At 69.9% G+C, this 18,277-nt stretch carries 8 protein-coding genes and 1 pseudogene; 5 read left to right on the forward strand and 4 right to left on the reverse strand.

Going from position 1 to position 18,277, the window contains the following annotated elements; genetic code table 11:
- The 3 genes from GFK26_RS13815 to ppc all read right to left on the reverse strand — a co-directional run bounded on the left by GFK26_RS13815 (position 1) and on the right by ppc (position 11,490).
- A complete protein-coding gene (locus tag GFK26_RS13815; protein WP_228122012.1) occupies positions 1-8,262 on the reverse strand; it encodes a GH36-type glycosyl hydrolase domain-containing protein in 8,262 nt (2,753 codons plus the stop codon).
- Entirely contained in the window at positions 8,259-8,477 is a 219-nt protein-coding gene (locus tag GFK26_RS13820) for a hypothetical protein (protein WP_153282450.1), read from the reverse strand. The genes GFK26_RS13815 and GFK26_RS13820 overlap by 4 nt, the downstream gene beginning before the upstream one ends.
- Positions 8,478-8,643: 166 nt before the next feature.
- On the reverse strand, positions 8,644-11,490 hold the full coding sequence (ppc, locus tag GFK26_RS13825; protein WP_153282451.1) for a phosphoenolpyruvate carboxylase: 2,847 nt from the start codon (positions 11,488-11,490) through the stop codon (positions 8,644-8,646).
- A 57-nt stretch (positions 11,491-11,547) separates the two neighbouring features.
- On the opposite strand from ppc, the gene hemC reads away from it, so the two are divergent.
- From hemC to GFK26_RS13845, 4 genes are read left to right on the forward strand one after another with little or no spacing between them, the layout of a single operon-like run.
- Positions 11,548-12,501, forward strand: coding sequence for a hydroxymethylbilane synthase (hemC, locus tag GFK26_RS13830; RefSeq protein WP_153285966.1), 954 nt, complete (start codon positions 11,548-11,550; stop codon positions 12,499-12,501).
- 19 nt (positions 12,502-12,520) lie between these two features.
- Positions 12,521-13,291 carry a uroporphyrinogen-III synthase gene (locus GFK26_RS13835; RefSeq protein WP_153282452.1) on the forward strand — a complete coding sequence of 257 codons (771 nt, stop codon included), beginning with the start codon at positions 12,521-12,523 and terminating at the stop codon, positions 13,289-13,291.
- The gene (locus GFK26_RS13840) at positions 13,288-14,394 is read left to right on the forward strand and encodes a uroporphyrinogen-III C-methyltransferase (protein ID WP_153282453.1); all 1,107 of its coding nucleotides are present in this window, start codon (positions 13,288-13,290) and stop codon (positions 14,392-14,394) included. Before GFK26_RS13835 ends, GFK26_RS13840 begins: the two co-directional genes overlap by 4 nt.
- Before the next feature lie 7 nt (positions 14,395-14,401).
- The gene (locus tag GFK26_RS13845) at positions 14,402-15,688 is read left to right on the forward strand and encodes a heme biosynthesis protein HemY (protein ID WP_153282454.1); all 1,287 of its coding nucleotides are present in this window, start codon (positions 14,402-14,404) and stop codon (positions 15,686-15,688) included.
- Between the two features lie 31 nt (positions 15,689-15,719).
- Here GFK26_RS13845 and GFK26_RS13850 read toward each other — a convergent pair.
- Positions 15,720-17,288: pseudogene (locus GFK26_RS13850) on the reverse strand (MFS transporter).
- 110 nt (positions 17,289-17,398) lie between these two features.
- Between GFK26_RS13850 and GFK26_RS13855 the strand changes: the two are divergent.
- Positions 17,399-18,277: a LysR family transcriptional regulator gene (locus GFK26_RS13855; protein WP_153282455.1), complete on the forward strand. Its 879-nt coding sequence runs from the start codon at positions 17,399-17,401 to the stop codon at positions 18,275-18,277.

Consider the following 18,277-nt stretch of genomic DNA (forward strand, 5'->3'; position numbering starts at 1 on the left):
CTACGCCGTCAACTGCCCTTCACCCGCCCCTTCACCCGCCCCTTCACCCGCCCTTTCACCTGCCGCTTCAGCGACCCGCAGCACCGCATCCGCCGGCAGCGCCTGCCAGTCGATCCATTCGCCCACCGTCACATGGTGCGTGGGCGCGGCGGCGCCTTCGACGCTGCCCCATTGCAGCGTCAGCCGGTGCGTGCCGAGCCGCAGCGCCAGCTCGAAGCCCGGCCAGTGCGCGGGCACGTGCGGCGTCATCGACAGCTGCCGGCCCTTCACGCTCAGGCCCAGCAAGGTCTCGACCGCCGCGCGGTGCAGCCACGCGGCCGAGCCGGTGTACCAGCTCCAGCCGCCGCGGCCCACATACGGCGCGGCGCCGTAGACGTCGCCCGCCATCACGTAGGGCTCCAGCTCGTAGACCGGGCCGCGCGCGGGGTGCTGCGAACGGTGGGCCGGGCTCAGGCCTTCGAAGCTCTGCCAGGCCGCTTCATGGTCGCCCTGCAGCGCCTGCGCCATCAGCGCCCACACGGCGCCGTGCGAGTACTGGCCGCCGTTCTCGCGCACGCCGCGCGGGTAGGCCTGGATGTAGCCCGGGTTGTTGGTCGACTGGGCAAACGGCGGCACCAGCAGCCGCAGCAGGCCCGCCGGTTCGTCGTGCAACTGCGACCGGATGGCGGCCATGGCCGGCCCCGTGTGGGCCGCGTCCGAGGCGCCCGACAGCACCGACCAGGCCTGCGCGATCAGGTCGATGCGGCACTCGTCGTTGGTCGACGAGCCCAGCGGCGCGCCGTTGTCGAAGAAGGCGCGGCGGAACCAGGCGCCGTCCCAGCCGGCGTCGTGCAGTGCGGCGATCCAGCCCGTGCGTGCCTCGGTCCAGCGCGCGGCGCGTTCGTGTTCGCCGCGTGCTTCGGCGATGGGCGCGAAGCGCTCGACCACGCTGCACAAAAACCACGCGAGCCACACCGATTCGCCGCGGCCTTCGTGGCCGACGCGGTTCATGCCGTCGTTCCAGTCGCCGGTGCCCATCAGCGGCAGGCCGTGCACGCCAGTGGCCAGGCTGCGGTCGATGGCGCGCGCGCCGTGGTCGAACACGGTGGCCATGCGGCCGCTGTGCTGCGGCGCGTAGTAGGCGTCTTCCGCGCCCTCGGGAATGCCGGGGCCTTCGATGAAGCCGACCATCTCGTCGAGCAGCGAGGCATCGCCCGTCACCTCGACGTAGTGCGCCGACGCGTACGGCAGCCACAGCAGGTCGTCGGAGAAATGCGTGCGCACGCCGGCGCCGCCGGGCATGTGCCACCAGTGCTGCACGTCGCCTTCGGGGAACTGGCGCGCCGCGTTCACGAGGATCTGCTCGCGCAGGCGCGGCGGGTCGGTGAGCGCGAAGGCCATCGCGTCCTGCAGCTGGTCGCGAAAGCCGAAGGCGCCACCGGCCTGGTAGAAGCCGGCCTTCGACCAGAGCCGGCAGGCCAGCGTCTGGTACACGAGCCAGCGGTTGACCAGTGCATCGAACAGCGGGTCGGGCGTGCGCACCTGCAGGCGGCCGAGCAGGTCGTCCCAGAAACCGCGCACCTGCGCCAGCGCCTCGGGCACCTCGCGCTGCCGCCAGCGGCGTGCGAGTTCGAGCGCGGCGTCGGCCGTGCCGGCGTGGCCGAGCACGAAAGTGAAGCTCGCGGTTTCGCCAGATGCGACGACAAATTCGCCGCCAATCGCCGCGCAGGCATCGAGCCCGCTGCCGGCGCGGCGCGCCAGCGTGTCGGGCACTTCGACGATGCCGCGGCCGGCGAAGAATTCGCTGCGGTCGCAGGTCCATTGCGTGGCGCCGGTCGTCGCGCCTTGCAGGCCCGCGAGCAGCAGGAAGGCGGCGCTGCCGCCGAAGCCCGCGCTCGATTCGCGCTGCTGGCCGAACACGGCCGGCTGGTCTTCGGGCTTCCAGCAATGCACGGTGCGCCGTTCGCCGCGCGCGGCGCCCAGCTGCCACTCGACCATCGCGAGCGCGCGCAGGCGGCGCTGGCCGGCGCCTTCGTTGCGCACGCGCACATGGACCAGCTTGACGGCTTCGTCGCGGTCCGCGAAGAAGGTGGTTTCGAGCACGAGGTCGCCTTGGCGGACCTCGAAAACCGAGTAGCCCTGGCCGTGCCGCACGAGGTGACGGGTGGCACCGTCGCCACCGCCGGCAGGCGTGAGCGGCAGCATTTCGCGCGTCGCCACGTCCTGCAGCAGGTAGTGCTCGAAGGCCGGGTCTTGCACCGGGTCGTTCGACCACGGCGTGACCTGGTGCATGCGGCTGTTGCCGGCCCAGGTGTAGCCGGTGCCCCACTCGGACACCTGGAAGCCGAAGGCCGCGTTGGCGATCACGTTGATCCAGGGGCGCGGCGTGCGGCGGTCGGGGCCGACCTCGAAGCGGAACTCGCCGGTCCCGGCATCGAAGTCGCCGGTGGCGGCGGTGGCATTCGACGAGGTCGCCTGCTTCGTCAGCAGCGGCGTGCGATGTTGAACCGGTGCGCTGCTGTCGTCGGCGATCGTCGGGCTGCGCGCCTCGTGCAACGCAGCCACCTGCACTTCGAGCGCGCGTCCGTCGGCCGTGAACACCACGCGCGCCAGGCTGGAGAGCGCGGCCTTTTCTGACGGCACCACGTCCTGGTCGCGCAAGAGGTAGAAGCCGGCGGTGTCGTTGCGCGGAAAGCTGTTCTGCGTCTGATGCGCGACGCGGGAGCGCAGCGTTTCGATCTCGCGCTGCAGCGGCATGAGGTACGAGTTCGGTTCGCTGTTGAGCACCACGAGGTCGCAGGCCACGCCGCCGAAGCCCCACCACGGCTGCGCGCGCAGCAGCGTGTTGATGAGGCCCATGCCGTTCATCGAATGGATGTAGACCAGCACGATGGGCTTGTCGCCCGAGATGCCGAAGCGCCAGATCTGGCGCAGGTCGATCAGCCCGCGGTCGCTCATCACGCGCGGCGTGGTGTAGGTGAGGATGGTCGTCAGGTCTTGCAGCGCGAGGTTCTGCGCGGGCGCAATGCTCAGGTCGCGCAGCCGCACCTGCGCCAGCGTGGCGGCCATGCGCGTGGCGCGCTCCACATGCATCGGCTGCAGGTAACGGTCGATGCTGGGCATCAGCGCCTCGATGCTCTCGTCGGCGGCGGTGGCGAAGCTCAGGCGCGCGGTGGTGCCCGGCGCGATCGACAGGCGCACGCGCAGGCAGGCGATGGGGTCCAGGCCGTTCACCTGCTTGCCCTGGGCCGTGAGCGGTTGCTTGTCGAGTGCGGGGTCGGCCAGCGTGCGGTTGCGGCCGATGAAGGCGCGCCGGTCGGTCATGCAGTCGATCGACAGCACGTTGGCATCGACCGAGGCCAGGAAGTGAACCGCGGCCACCACCGCGTCGCCATGCAGGCGCGGCTTGCGTGACAGCAGCAGCGCGCGCCACGTGGGCTCCCAGCGCGATTCGACGAACAGGTTGGCAAAGGCCGGATGCGCCTCGTCGGCCTTGGGGTTCGACAGCACGGGCTCGAAGTACGAGACGAGTTCGAGCGTGCGCGTTTCGTCGCCCGAGTTGTGCAGCGTGATGTTGCGCAGCTCGGTGTCGTCTTCGGGGCTGATGAGCACCGTGGTGCGCACCTGCAGGCCGGGGCCGGCCGCGTCGAACTGCACCTGGTCGGCCAGGAAGCGCGTGCGGTAGAGCCAGTCGGCGCCGGGCGCGGGGAGGGCCGTGAGCGAGGTGAGCTCGGTGCTGCCGCCGTCTTTTTGGACATCGCGTACGTAGAAGAAAGTACCGTAGCTGTCGCGCAGCGGATCGTCGCGCCAGCGCGTCACGTTGAACGCGCGCCAGCGGCTCACGCCCGCGCCGTTGGCGCGCAGCGCCACCGTGTAGCGGCCGTTCGACAGCAGGTGCGTGGGCTGGAAGCCCGGCCCCATCGGGTCGACCACGCGCGGCTGGAACAGCGGTGCCAGTTCGGCCTGGCTGGGCTCTGGCGGCGTGCGCGGATCGGCGCTGCCGATGATCTGCCGCGGCGTGCGCTCGTGCAGCAGCGCCTCGTGCGCCTGCACCAGCGCGGCACTGCCGAACCAGCGGCGCGGCGCGTCGGCGCACAGCAGGTTGCACAGCGCGACCAGCGACATGCCCTGGTGGTGCGCCATGAAGTTGCGCACCACGGTGAAGTCCTGGCCCTGGGCCTGGCGCGAGGTGGTGAAGTCGACCGCATCGAGAAAGCCGAACTCGCCGCGCGCGCCGAGCGCTTCGAGCCGCTGCAGGTTGAGCACCGCCGCTGCGGGCGCGAAGGGCGCGGCCATCAGGGTGGCGTAGGGCGCCACCACGCGGTCGGTCGGCGGCGTGCGCCGCAGCGCCAGGCGCGGCACGCCGAAGGGCGAGTACTGGTAGGCCAGCGAATGGTCCTGCGCGAAGTAGGCCGACTCGGACACGCCCCAGGGCATGTTCTGCGCACGGCCGAAGGCCTGCTGTTCGTCAATGGCCGCGGCGTTGGCCACCTGCAGCAGGCCGTCGGTGGGCTCGGTCATGACGAGCGCCGGCATCAGGTACTCGAACATCGAGCCCGACCACGACTTGAGGCTGGGCTGGAAACCCACCAGCAGGAACGGCCGGCCCAGCGCCATCCAGTGGCGGCGCGGCACGTCGCCCTTGGCAATCGCCAGGAAGCTCAGCAGCCGCGACTCGGAGGCCAGCAGGTCGTAGTAGCTCGCGTCGAGCACGTTCTCCTCGACGCGCAGGCCGATGTGGAACAGGTGGCGCTTGGCGTCGTAGAGGCCGCTGAAATCCATGCCGTCGTGCAGCGCGTCGCAGCGCTGCGCCAGGGCTTCCAGCGCGGGGGCTTCGTGGGGCTGGCAGCTTGCGTCCGCTGCGAAGGCGCGGCAGGCCTGCGCCACGGTCACGAGGTGGCCCGCGAAGTTGCCGCTGTCGACGCTCGACACGTAGTCGGGCGGCAGCGGTTTGAGCGTTTGCGTGTCGTACCAGTTGAACAGGTGGCCGTTGTGCTTCTGCATGCGGTCGACGGTGTCGAGCGTGGCGGTGAGGCGCGCCAGCAGGCCGGCCGTGTCGATCCAGCGGAATTCACGCGCGCAACAGGCGGCCAGCAGGTACATGCCGATGTTGGTCGGCGAGGTGCGGTGCGCGAGGGTCGGCTGCGGTTCGAGCTGCAGGTTGTCGGGCGGCAGGTGGTTGTCGTCCGGGCCGACCACGTGCTCGAAGAAGCGCCAGGTGTCGTGCGCCAGCGTGTCGAGGTAGCTGCGTTGCGCGGGCGGGAGCGGGTCTTCGGTTTGTGCGTCAACGCGGCTGCCCCACCAGGCTGCGATGGGCGCCAGCGACCAGAGCACGAAGAGCAGCGGGCCGATCACCGGGTAGGCGCTCCAGTTCGCGAGCACGGCGAGCACCAGGCACACGGCGCTGCTGAGGGCTGCGCTGCGCACGAAGGGCTTGAGCCGCTGGCTCGATTGCGCCTGCGCCTGGTCGGCCGTCGTCCATTGCAGCAGGTGCCTGCGGCTCACGAGCAGCCGCCACGTGGCGAGGAAGGCCGCGTCGAGCAGCAGCCGCGTCTGCGCCGCCAGCTGCACGAACTGCCAGGCCGCGCCGGCCATGGCGCGCAGCAGCTCGACCGCGCCCACGTCGAAGAAGTGGCGCAGCTCGATCGCGCGCCGTGTCGGCACCAGGCCGGCCAGCGCGCCCAGCAGCGGGCCCAGCGTGAGCGCCGCGCCGACGGCGGCCAGCGCCCAGCCCAGCGGCATGGCCTGCGTGAAGATCACCAGCACCAGCAGCGCGAAAGACGCCGGCACGACCAGCGAGCGGCGCAGGTTGTCGCTCATCTTCCACAGGCCCAGCGCGTCGATGCCGAAGCGGCGCGCGCGCCACATCAGCGGCAGCAGCTGCCAGTCGCCGCGCACCCAGCGGTGCACGCGCGAGGCGGCCACGCCGGCGTGGTGGGGATGGTCTTCGACCAGCACGACGTCGCTGACCATCGCGCAGCGCGCGACGCTGCCTTCGAGCAGGTCGTGGCTCAGCACGGCGCTGTCGGGCAGGCGGTCGTTGAGCGTGGCGTGCACCGCGCGCACGTTGAGCAAACCCTTGCCGGTGAAGGAGCCGCTGCCGAACACGTCCTGGTAGATGTCGGATGCGCCGCTGCCGTACGGGTCGAGCCCGCACTGCCCGGCGAACACCCAGTGGAAGAAGGAGCGCTCGGTCTGCATCGGAAACGGCGTGACGATGCGCGGCTGCAGGATGCCGAAGCCCGCGACCACGCGCCGGCTTTGCATGTCGATCTCGGGCGCGTTCAGCGGATGCGCGGCAATGGACACGAGGTCGCGCAGCGCGCCGGGCGGCAGGCCGGTGTCGCTGTCGAGCGTGAGCACGTAGGGCGTGCGGCCGGGCGCGAGCTGCTGGCCCGGTGCGAGCGGAAGAAAACCGCTGCCGTCGCCGCTGGCCAGCAGGCGCATGAGCATTTCGAGCTTGCCGCGCTTGCGTTCCCAGCCCATCCAGCGCTGCTCGGTTTCGCTCCAGCTGCGCGGGCGGTGCAGCAGCAGGAAGCGCGGTGAGGTGCCTTCCGCCGGCGGGTACTTGGCGTTGAGTGCGGCGATGCGTTGCTGGGCATCGTCGAGCAGGGGCCCGTCTTCGGGCATCGATGCTTGGGAGGCGTCGGCCCAGTCGGTCAGCAGCGCGAACTGCGCGTGCGCCTCGCGGTTGGCGAGCCAGTGCAGTTCGAGCCGGTGCGCGAGCTTGGCGTTGTTCGCGGTCGAACCCAGCATCGTGGGCATGACGACGAGCGCGCGGTGCCGCTCGGGAATGCCGTTCGCAAAATCGAGACGTGGCAATGCCTGCACGCGCACCGACTCCGCCATGATGCGTTGCGCCAGCGCAATCAGCGCTTCAGACAGCGGCCATGCGAGCAGCAGCAACGCCGCGATGGTGGTCCAGTCGCCGCGATGCGGCAGGCCGTGCACCACGGCCGCCAGCAGCAGGGCGGTGCCGACGGTGACGGAACCCACGTAGACGGGCAGGCGCCAGCCGCGATGGCTGCGCGCGGGGCTTCGCGTGCTTGCTGCGTGTGCGGAACGACCCGAGGGCCCGTTCGCCTGCAGCGAGGCGATCAACGCGGGCCGGCCCTGGCCGAAAAGGTAGTAGCCGGCGGTGCCGTCGGCGCGATCGGTCTCGGCGCCGGCTTCGTCGGCTGGCGCGGCGGAGGCCAGCGTGACCACGGCCTGCGCCACTTCGCGCTCGGGCCGTTCGGTGTTGCGCGCCACCTGCTCCATCGCATGTGTGATCTGCTGGCGCGTGAGTTCGCTCTCGTTCGCAAAGCTCGGCAGTTCGCGCAGCACGCGCAGCGAGCGGCTCACCGGTTCGATGAGGTCGCTCCACTCGACCTGGCCGATCATGCGCAGCGTCGTGATGATGTTGCCGACCGTGAGGTTGGCCGCAGCCTGGGCGTTCTGCGCGTCGCCGATCAGCGCCGGGCCGTTAGGGCAGTGTTGCTCGGTCCAGCGCACCAGCGCGGGCATGTCGTCGCCGTGCTCGACGGGCAGGCGCTGCCACAGCTGCGTGAGGTAGTTGTCCTGCAGGCCGTGGCTTTGCAGCGCGCGGTAGAGCACGTCGAGGTCTTGCACCGACAGGTGCGGCGCTGCGTCCCAGGCGGCATGCGCGATCTCGCGCGCGACCTTGTTCTCGGCAATGCTCTCGGCCACGCGGCGCAGGTTTTCGAGCAGCACCACGCGCAAGGTGGTGGGCAGCGCCCACAGTTCGCCGAGCATGAGCTCGTCGATGTCTTGATAAGCGTTGAGGAAGGCCGTGAACAGCGTCTTGTTGAGCACGCTGTCGGTGTGTGCCACATAGGCCCACGCAATGCCGTACACGCGCGGCAGCCCCGCCAGCGGCGGCGTGACGAGCTTGGGCAGGCGCGCGTAATAACTGCGCGGCACGCCGTCATGGATCTGCTGGAGCTGCGCCTCGACGAGGTGGAAGTTGTCGAGCAGCCACTCGGCCGCCGGCGACACATAGCGCCCGCTGCGCGAGATCAGCGCGATGTAGTCGAAGGCCGCGCGCAGCGATTCGAGGTTTTCGTCGACACGGGGAAAGAAGGGCGACCCTTCGCTGGCGCTGTGCGGGTCGTTCTCGACCACCTGGGCACGGGCCAGGCTGTGGCCGTGCTGTTCAAAACGTTGGGCGCCGAAGAGTTCGGCGCGAATCGGGAGTGCTACCGGGTCGTGCGGACCGAGCAGGAGAGACCGGGCGTAGTGACTGAGCCCTTGAAGGCGGTCGACGACGGCAGCGGCGCTCAAGTGACTGCGAACAGGCCGATGCCCAGAACCGCGGCCACGCAGGCCATCGTGACGATACGGCCCGCAGCGAGCGCGCGCACACGTTGCATGTGGCTTCGCACCGAGAACCATCGCCCGTGGGCACGTGCACAGTGGTGCATGTGTGAAGCCAGGGCTTCGAAATCGCTGCCGACAAAGTCGATCTGCGAATGGGAAAGGGACTGCGGGACGGACATTGCAACGGGCTCCTGTGAAACGACTTCGAGCTGCCGCGCGATTGCGAGAACTGTGAACGTGTCCCGACCGTACCCTTTTAAATGACCTTACAGGTACCTCATTGCCGACAGCGCACGTAGGAAAGGGCGCACAGGGCGCCCTTTGTCCATGGAGGCTGCGTGCAGATCAGCCCGTGTTGCGCAGCCCCGCCGCCACCCCGTTGATCGAGATGTGGATGCCGCGTTGCAGCCGCTCACCGCCATCGCCTGCGCGATAACGCCGCATCAGCTCGACCTGCAGGTGATGCAGCGGGTCGATGTAGGGGAAGCGGTGGCGCACCGAGCGCTGCATTTCGGCATTGCCCTCGAGCCGTTGCTTGGCGCCCGTGATGAGCGTGAGCGCGTCCGACGTGCGTTGCCATTCGCTCTCGATCATCGAGAACACCTTCTGGCGCAGCTTGCGGTCGGTGACCAGTTCGGCATAGCGCGAGGCCAGTGCGAGGTCGCTCTTGGCCAGCACCATGTCCATGTTCGACAGCAGCGTGCGAAAGAACGGCCACTGCGCATACATGCGCTGCAGCAGCGCCACGCGCTCCTTCTTGCCCGCGCCGTTGCCGGCGGCGGCCAGGAACTGCTCCACGCCCGAACCGAAGCCGAACCAACCCGGCAGCGTGAGGCGGCACTGGCCCCAGCTGAAGCTCCACGGCACCGCGCGCAGGTCGTCGATCTTGTGGCTCGGGTTGCGCGAGGCAGGGCGCGAGCCGATGTTGAGTTCAGCGATTTCGCGGATCGGCGTGGAGCCGAAGAAGTAGTCGCCGAAGCCCGGGGTTTCGTACACCAGCTTGCGGTACGCGGCCATGCTGGCGGTCGACAGCTCGCCCGCGGCCGAGAGGAAGGTGGCCGGCGCCGGCTTGCCCTGCGGCAGCAGCGTGGCTTCGAGCGTGGCGGCCACCAGCGTCTCGAGGTTGCGCCGGCCGATCTCGCGGTTGGCGTACTTCGAGCCGATGACTTCGCCTTGCTCGGTGAGGCGGATCTGCCCGCGCACCGTGCCGGGCGGTTGCGCCAGGATGGCCTGGTAGCTTGGGCCGCCGCCGCGTCCCACGGTGCCGCCGCGGCCGTGGAACATGCGCAGGCGGATCGGGTTCTTTTTCTTCTTGTTCAGCTCGTCGAACAGCGACACCAGCGCGATGCCCGCGCGGTACAGCTCCCAGTTGCTGGTGAAGATGCCGCCGTCCTTGTTGCTGTCGCTGTAGCCGAGCATGACGTCCTGCTCGCCGCCCGAGCGCTCGATGAGCGACTGGATGTTCGGCAGCGCGTAGAACGCGCGCACGATGGGCGCGGCATTGCGCAGGTCTTCGATGGTCTCGAACAGCGGCACCACGATCAGGTCGCAGGTCGCGTTGCTGTCCATCGCGCCGCGCAGCAGGCCCACTTCCTTCTGCAGCAGCAGCGCTTCGAGCAGGTCGCTCACCGTTTCGGTGTGGCTGATGATGTAGTGGCGGATGGCTGCGGCGCCGTAGCGCGCACGCGCGGTGCGGGCGGCGGCGAAGATGGCGAGTTCGCTCCTGGCGAGCGGCGAGTAGTCGGCGTCGGGCACGCGCAGCGGGCGTGCGTCATCGAGCAGCTTGAGCAGCAGGGTCTGCTTGGCCTCTTCGGCCAGCGAGGCGTACGCCGGCTCGATGCGCGCCGTGGCCAGCAGCTCGGCGATCACGGCCTCGTGCTTGTCGGAACTCTGGCGCAGGTCGACCGTGGCCAGGTGGAAGCCGAACACTTCGACCGCGCGGATCAGCGGGCGCAGGCGCGGCGCGGCGAGCACGGTGCCGTGCTTCTCGACCAGCGACTCTTCGATGGTGCGCAGCTCGACCAGGAACTCTTCGGCATTCGCGTACGGATTCTGCGGCGCGACCGCATGGCGCGCGGCCTCGCCGCCGCTGAGTTCGCGCAGCGTGGCCGCCAGGCGCGCGTACACGCCGGTGAGGGCGCGGCGGTAGGGCTCGTCCTTGCGGTGCTCGCTGGTGTCGGGCGAACGCTCGGCCAGTGCCTGCATTTCGACGGACACATCGACCAGCGTGGCCGACAGCGACAGCTCGCCGCCGAGGTAGTGCACCTCGGTGAGGTAGTGGCGCAGCGCGAGTTCCGACTGGCGGCTCAGCGCGTACTCGAGCGTTTCGGCTGTGACGTTGGGGTTGCCGTCGCGGTCGCCGCCGATCCACTGGCCCATGCGCAGGAAGGGCGCGACCGAGGGCGTGACGCCGCTCTGGGCCAGCGCCTTTTCAAGGTCGGCGTACACACGCGGGATTTCGCGCAGGAAGGTGGCTTCGTAGTAGCTCAGCGCGTTCTCGATCTCGTCGGCCACGGTGAGCTTGGAGAAGCGCAGGAGGCGCGTCTGCCAGATCTGCGTGACGCGGATGCGCATCTGGGTTTCGTTCTCGGCCAGCTCGAGGGGCGAGAGCGCGTCCTTGCCGCCCGCGTAGGCGTTCTGGCGCAGCTTGATCTCGTCGCGCGTGGTGAGCAGCAGGGCGATGGCGCGCTCGGCATCGAGGATGCTCTTGCGCTGCACTTCGGTCGGGTGCGCCGTGAGCACGGGCGACACGTAGCTGTGGGCCAGCGAGGCGACGATGTCGTCGGGCTTGATGCCGGCCTTGCGGATGCGCACCAGCGCGGTCTGCAGGTCGCCGTCGGCCTGCACGCCTTCGCGTTCGGCCTCGGTGCGGCGGCGGATCTGGTGGCGGTCTTCGGCGAGGTTGGCCAGATGGCTGAAGTAGGTGAAGGCGCGGATCACGCGCACCGTTTCGGCGGCGCTCAGGCCCTTGAGCAGGTTCTTGAGTGCGCGGTCGGCGGCGTGGTCGGCGTCGCGCCGGAACGACACCGACAGGGTGCGGATCTTCTCGACCAGCGCGTAGGTTTCGTCACCCTCCTGCTCCCGGATCACGTCGCCGAGGATCCGGCCTAACAGCCGGATGTCGTCGATCAATGGCTGGTCTTCGGTCTGGCGGCGCTTGGCGGGGATTGCAGGAGTCTTGTTGGCTTTCATTCGATGTTGTTCCTGGGGACTTGAATGGACGCGCCGCCTCCGTTGCTGCGGCGCAACATGCTAGCATTCCGGAGGTCAGAAACCACGTACTTTTTGGGAGCGATCTTGAGCAATATCGTGATCGCCACGCGCGAAAGCCGGCTGGCCCTGTGGCAGGCCGAACACGTGCAAACGCTTTTGCAAGAACGCGGCCACACCGTCAGCCTGCTGGGCATGACGACCCGCGGTGACCAGATCCTGGACCGCACGCTGAGCAAGGTCGGCGGCAAGGGACTCTTCGTCAAGGAACTCGAAACCGCGCTGGAAGAAGGGCGCGCCGACATCGCCGTGCATTCGCTCAAGGATGTGCCGATGGAGCTGCCCGAGGGCTTCGCGCTGGCCTGCGTGCTGGAACGCGAAGACCCGCGCGACGCGCTGGTGTCGCCGCGCTACGCCTCGCTCGATGCGTTGCCGCAGGGCGCGGTGGTCGGCACCTCGAGCCTTCGCCGCGTGGTGCTGCTGCGCGCGCAGCGGCCCGACCTGCGCATCGAACCGCTGCGCGGCAACCTCGACACCCGCCTGCGCAAGCTCGACGAAGGCCACTACGACGCCATCGTGCTCGCGGCGGCCGGGCTCAAGCGGCTCGGTCTCGAAGACCGCATCCGCGTCGCTTTCGACCCCGACACCATGCTGCCTGCCGCAGGGCAGGGCGCCCTCGGCATCGAGGTGCGCGCCGACCGCCAGGACCTCATCGACCTGCTGGCGCCGTTGGCGCACCGCGGCGACTGGCTCTCGACCACCGCCGAGCGCGCCGTGAGCCGCGCGATGGGCGGCAGCTGCTCCATGCCGCTCGCGGCCCATGCGCGTCGGCAGGCCGACGGCACGCTGCGCATCGACGCTGCCTGGGGCGACCCGGAAGGCGACGCGCCGCTGGTGCGCGTGCAGGCGCAGGCCGAGGCCGGCGACTTCGCGACGGCCGACGCCCTCGGCGTGCACGCCGCCGGCCTGCTGCGCGACGCCGGTGCCCACTGACCACGGTGGGCGCTGAGCGATGAGCGCGGGCCCCGTCATCGTCACGCGGCCCGCGCATGAAGCGGCGGCGTGGGTTCGCGATTTTCAGTCGGCCGGTCTCGACGCCGTGGCGCTGCCGTTGATCGCCATTGCGCCCGCGCTCGACGCGGAGCCGCTGCGTGCGGCCTGGACGCGGCTCGCTGATTACGCGGCGTTGATGTTCGTGAGCGCGACCGCCGTCGACCACTTCTTCCAGCACCGCGGCAGCTCGGCACTCGCGGGTTGCCGCTTCTGGGCCACCGGACCCGGCACCGAGCGCGCGCTGCTGCGCGCCGGCGTGCCGCCCGCCGCCATCGACGCGCCGCCACCCGGCGCCACGCGCTTCGACTCCGAGGCGCTGTGGGCGCTCGCCCATGGGCAGGTGTCGCCGGGCGTGCGCGTGCTGATCGTGCGCGGCGGTGACGAAGTCGGCCAGCCGGCCGGCCGCCAGTGGCTCGCGCAAGAGATCGACGCCGCCGGCGGCGTGCGCGACACCGTCGTGGCCTACCGGCGCCTCGCGCCTGCACTCGACGATGCGCAGCGCCGGATCGCGCTCGACGCGGCCGAAGGACGCGGCATCTGGCTCTTCAGCAGCTCGGAAGCCATCGGCAACCTGCAGCGCGCGCTGCCGGGCATCTCGTGGCAGGCCGCGCGCGCGATCGCCACGCACGCACGCATCGGCGAAGCCGCACAGGCCGCGGGTTTCGGGGCGTTGCGTGTCTGCACACCCCTGCGGGAAGCGCTCATCGCGTCGATAGAATCCTTCGCATGAGCGCCGCGTCCCCGTCCGACGACCTTTCTCCCCCTTCCGCCCCCACGGCACACCCGACGGTGCATGTGCCCGCCACGGTGGCGCCGCACCAGACGCCCGCCGCCCAGGCGGCCGCTGCCACGCTGCTGGCGCGCATCGGCGTGGGCCTCGTGGCCCTCGTCGCGCTGATCGCGCTGCTGTCGACCATTGCGCTGTGGCAGAAGGTCAGCGGCATGAAGGAACAGCTCGCGCGCCAGAGCGCCGAGGCCACCGCCCAATCGATGGAAGCGCGCACGCTGGCGCGCCAGGCCAGCGACACCGTGCGCGATGCCGCCGCCCGCGTGGCCCTCATCGAGACCCGCGTGGCCGAAGTCACGCTGCAGCGTTCGCAACTCGAAGAACTCATTCAAAGCCTCTCGCGTTCGCGCGACGAGAACCTGGTGATCGACATCGAATCCGCCGTGCGCCTCGCGTTGCAGCAGGCGCAGGTCACCGGCAGCCTCGAGCCGCTGCTCGCCGCGCTCAAGGCCGGCGATGTGCGCATCGCGCGCGCCGCGCAACCGCGCCTCGCGCCCGTGCAGCGCGCCATGCAGCGCGACGCCGACCGCCTGCGCAGCAGCGCCAGCACCGACAGCGCCGAAGCCCTGCAGAAGCTCGACGAGCTGGTGCGCAGCGTGGACGACCTGCCCACGCTCAACGCGGTGGCCGTGCGCGGCAACGGCGTCAACGCCTGGCGTCCCGAACCCATTCCCGCCGACGCGCCCTGGTGGCAGCGCGTGCTGCTGACCCTCCGCGGCGAGGCCCGCTCGCTGGTGCGTGTCGGCCGCATCGAGAGCCCCGAGGCGGTGCTGCTGGCGCCCGAGCAGTCGTACTTCCTGCGCGAGAACCTCAAGCTCAAGCTGCTCAATGCGCGGCTGTCGCTGCTGTCGCGCCAGATGGACGCCGCGCGCGGCGAGCTGGGCCAGGTGGCCGCGTCGCTCAACCGCTATTTCGACCCGGCCTCGCGCCGCACGCAGGCTGCGGCCACGCAGCTGCAGCAACTGCAGCAGCTCGTGCGCAGCACGGAGCCGGTGCGCATCGACGACACACTGGCCGCGCTGACCACCGCGGCCGCAGGGCGCTGATCCGTTCATGCGCGCTGCACTCTGGCTCCTCGCGCTGTTCGCCGTCGCTGCGGCGGTGGCGCTGTTCGCCGGCAACAACCAGGGCACGATCACCGTGTTCTGGCCGCCGTGGCGGGTCGATCTCTCGCTGAACCTCGTGCTCGTGATCCTGCTGCTGACCTTCGTGCTGTTGCATGTGGCGTTGCGCGCGCTCGCGGCGCTGTTCTCGCTGCCCACGCAGGCGCGCCACTGGCGCCTGCAGCAGAAGGAACGCATGCTGCACTCCGCCTTGCTCGATGCGATGGTGCAGCTGATTGCCGGCCGCTTCTCGCGGGCACGCAAGGCCGCGCAGGCCGCGCTCACGCAAGAAAAGACACTGGCCGCGCTCGGCGCCGAACTGCCGCAGGCGCAGCAGGTGCGCGTGCTGTCGCACCTGCTGGCCGCCGAAAGCGCGCAGGCCCTGCAGGACAAGGCAGCGCGCGATGCGCATCTGCAGCAAGCCCTCAACGAAAGCGCCGACCGCACCGTGCTCGCGAGCCCGGAAACCCGCGAAGGCGTGCAACTGCGCGCCGCACGCTGGGCGCTCGACGACCGCGACCCCACGGCCGCGCTCGCGCGCCTCGAAGAGCTGCCGCAGGGCGCGCAGCGTCGCACGCTGGCGCTGCGGCTGCGGCTCAAGGCCGCGCGGCAAGACCGTCGCACGGTCGAGGCGCTGGACACCGCGCGCCTGCTGGCCAAGCACCGCGCCTTCTCCGACGCGGCGGCGCAAAGCATCGTGCGCGGTCTCGCGACCGAACTGCTGACCGGCGCGCACGATCCGGCGCAGCTGCTGCGCGCGTGGTCCGAACTCGATTCCTCCGAACGCCAGATGCCCGAGGTGGCCATCCACGCGGCCCAGCGCATGGTCACGCTGCGTGGCGATCTGGCGCTGGCGCGCGGCTGGCTGCTGCCGGCCTGGGAACGCATGGTGGCGAACCCGCGCGGCCTCGGCGACGGGCTGCGCGTGAAGCTCACGCGCGCGCTCGAAGCAGGGCTCGACTCTGTCGACGCTGACTGGCTCGCGCGCATCGAAAGCGCGCAGCGCAACAACCCGCGCGACCCGAACCTGCAGTACCTCGCCGGCATGGCCTGCATGAAGCGTCAGCTGTGGGGCAAGGCCCAGCAGCTGCTCACGCAAGCCGGGCTCGGCTTGCAAGACCCCGACCTCTACCGGCGCGCCTGGCTCGCGCTGGCCCAGTTGGCCGAGGCGCGCGAAGACCACGCGCAAGCGGCCGACGCGTGGAAGCGCGCGGCGCAGATCGACAACACCCCCTGAGCGCTTTCTGGTTCCGTCGTGCGTCCTGGCCTCAGGAGCACGCGGATTCCTTGGCGGCCGTCAGGCCCGCTGCGCGCACCGATGGCTTGCCGTTGCCGAAGATCAGCAAGCTGAGGCCGGCCAGCACCCACACCCCGATGCCGCCGTAGAGCATCACCCACCCGAAGCTCTGCACCAGCGCCGCATGCACGACGGCGCCCGACGGATCGGCCTGCGACAGCGCCGGAAAGCTCTCGGGCAGCGACGCGAAGCTGCCTGCCGCGACCTTCTCCGCCAGCGCGCGCAGTTGCACCGCATCGAGCGACGCCGACAACGCGCTCTTCAGGTGCGAGTGAATCCCTTCGAGCAGGAGGAACCCCATCAGTGCGATGTTGATGGCCAGCGTGATCAGCCGCGCGCTCATGTCCATGCCCGAGGCCATGCCCGCGCGCGCGCTCGACACCGAGCCCGTGGTGGTGTTGGTCACGGGCGTGTTCGTCAGGCCCAGCCCGATGCCGGCCAGCAGGCAGCCGGGCAGCAGCGTGAGCCAGCTCGCGTGTGCCACGCCGCTGCCCCAGCGCATCGCGATGAAGCCGAGCCCGATCACGAACAGCCCCGCCGGAATGACCACGCCGGGCCGGTAGCGCATCGACAGGCGCTCGGCCAGCGGCGGCAGCACGAGCGTGGGCAGCGTGTAGGCCAGCAACGCCGAGCCGGCCGTGACGGCGTCGTAGCCCAGGCCGCTCTGGAAGTAGATCGGCAGGTAGATCATGAACGGCCAGAAGCTGAAGTTCATGCCGATGGAGCCGACGATCGAGCCCTAGAAGTTGCGGATGCGGAACACCGAGAAGTCGAACATCGGGTGCGGGTTGATCTTTTCGACCCACAGGAACACGGCGAAGCTGGCCAGCGTCGCCACGAGGATGCCGATGGCCACGGGGCTCGTGAAGCCGAGGCCCGGCCCCTGCGTGATGAACCAGGTGAGGCCGAACACCGCGAGCGACAGCGTGACGATGCCCGGCAGGTCGAGCCGTTTCGCGTCGGGGTCGCTGGACTCTTCCACGCTGCCCAAGACAAGCGCCAGCGCCACCACGGCCAGCGGCACATGCACCAGGAACACCCATTGCCAGCTCGACAGCGCCACGATCGCGCCGCCGACGATCGGCCCAAAGCCCAGGCCCATGCCGAACACCACGCCCCAGATGGCGAAGGCCTTGCTGCGCTCCTTGCCTTCCTGGAACTGGTGCGACAGCACCGCGAGCTGGCAGATCAGCATCGCGCCGCCGGCCAGGCCCTGCAGGAAGCGGCTGACGATCAGCACCGACGCGCTGCCTGCGATGCCGCACGCCAGCGAGGTGAGGCCGAACAGCACGACGCCGACGATCAGCACGCGCTTGCGGCCGTAGCGGTCGGCCACGGTGCCGGCCGCCATCAAGACGGTGGTGCAGGCGAGGGTGTAGGCGTTCATGATCCACTGCATGTCGCTGAAGTCGCCGTGCAGTGATTTTTCGAGCGTGGGAAGAATGACCGGCACGCTGGAGATTTCCAGGCCGAACATCAGGGCAATGAGGCAGACCGCGGACAGGGCGATCCGGTTCTTGCCAGCGGGAGAGAGGGGCATCGAGCAGCTTTCCAAAAGAGGTTCAGCCGATTCTGTTGAAACCCTCTTCATGATGGAAATGATTTGATTTCCTAGAATTCATTAGGAAATATCATTTATCCAGGATCGCCATGGACTTCGACCCCACGCTGTTGCGCGCCTTCGTGGCCGTCAAGGAAACCGGCGGCTTCACGCGTGCCGCCGAGCGCCTGCACCTGACCCAGTCGGCCATCAGCCACCAGATCCGCAAGCTCGAGGCGCAGGTGGGCCGGCCGCTGCTGCACCGCACGACGCGCCGCCTCACGGTGACCGAAGACGGGGAAGACTTTCTTCGCTACGCGACGCAGATCCTCGACACGCTCGACGCGATGACGCGGCGCTTCCAGCCCTCGCCGATCTCGGGCGTGGTGCGCTTCGGCGTGCCGGACAACTTCATGGGCGACCGCCTGCCGCCGCTGCTCTCGCAGTTCGCGCGCGGGTTCCCGGCGGTGCGCATGGAGGTCTGCGTGAGCATGCACGTCGATTTGCGCGCAGCGATCCGCGCCGGCGAACTCGACCTCGCGGTCGTGATGTCGCCGCCCGAGGTGGTGGAGGGCACCTGCCTGCGGCGCACCCAGCTGGTCTGGGCCGCGGCCGAGACCTTCGAGGCGCCGAAGGGCGCGTCGCTGCCGCTGGCGTTCTTTCCGAAGCCTTGCGTCAACCGGCAGGTGGCCGGTTCGGCGCTCGACCTCGCATCGCTCGACTGGCACGTGGTCTTCACCTCGGCCAGCCCGCAGGGCATTCGCGCGGCGGTGCTGGCGGGGCTCGCAGTGACGGTGCTCACGCGCGAAGAGGTGGAGCCGGGCATGAAGATCGTCGACGGCCGCTACGGCCTGCCGTCGCTGCCGAGCGTGAACTTCTCGCTGATCTGGAGCGAGAACGGCAAGACGCCGTGCGCCTGCCGCTTCGGGCAACTGATCCTGGAGATGCCGGACCTGCCCGGCGTCGAAGCGCTGCCGCAGCAGGCCTGA

This window comes from Variovorax paradoxus (genome assembly GCF_009498455.1).
Lineage (GTDB): Bacteria > Pseudomonadota > Gammaproteobacteria > Burkholderiales > Burkholderiaceae_C > Variovorax > Variovorax paradoxus_H.

What these genes read in the sequence shown, in the direction of transcription:
- GFK26_RS13845 (WP_153282454.1), top strand. Translation starts at nt 14,402, where the DNA reads ATGCGCGCTGCACTCTGGCTCCTCGCGCTGTTCGCCGTCGCTGCGGCG.
- GFK26_RS13840 (WP_153282453.1), top strand. Translation starts at nt 13,288, where the DNA reads ATGAGCGCCGCGTCCCCGTCCGACGACCTTTCTCCCCCTTCCGCCCCC.
- ppc (WP_153282451.1), bottom strand. Translation starts at nt 11,490, where the DNA reads ATGAAAGCCAACAAGACTCCTGCAATCCCCGCCAAGCGCCGCCAGACC.
- GFK26_RS13820 (WP_153282450.1), bottom strand. Translation starts at nt 8,477, where the DNA reads ATGTCCGTCCCGCAGTCCCTTTCCCATTCGCAGATCGACTTTGTCGGC.
- hemC (WP_153285966.1), top strand. Translation starts at nt 11,548, where the DNA reads ATGCTAGCATTCCGGAGGTCAGAAACCACGTACTTTTTGGGAGCGATC.
- GFK26_RS13835 (WP_153282452.1), top strand. Translation starts at nt 12,521, where the DNA reads ATGAGCGCGGGCCCCGTCATCGTCACGCGGCCCGCGCATGAAGCGGCG.
- GFK26_RS13855 (WP_153282455.1), top strand. Translation starts at nt 17,399, where the DNA reads ATGGACTTCGACCCCACGCTGTTGCGCGCCTTCGTGGCCGTCAAGGAA.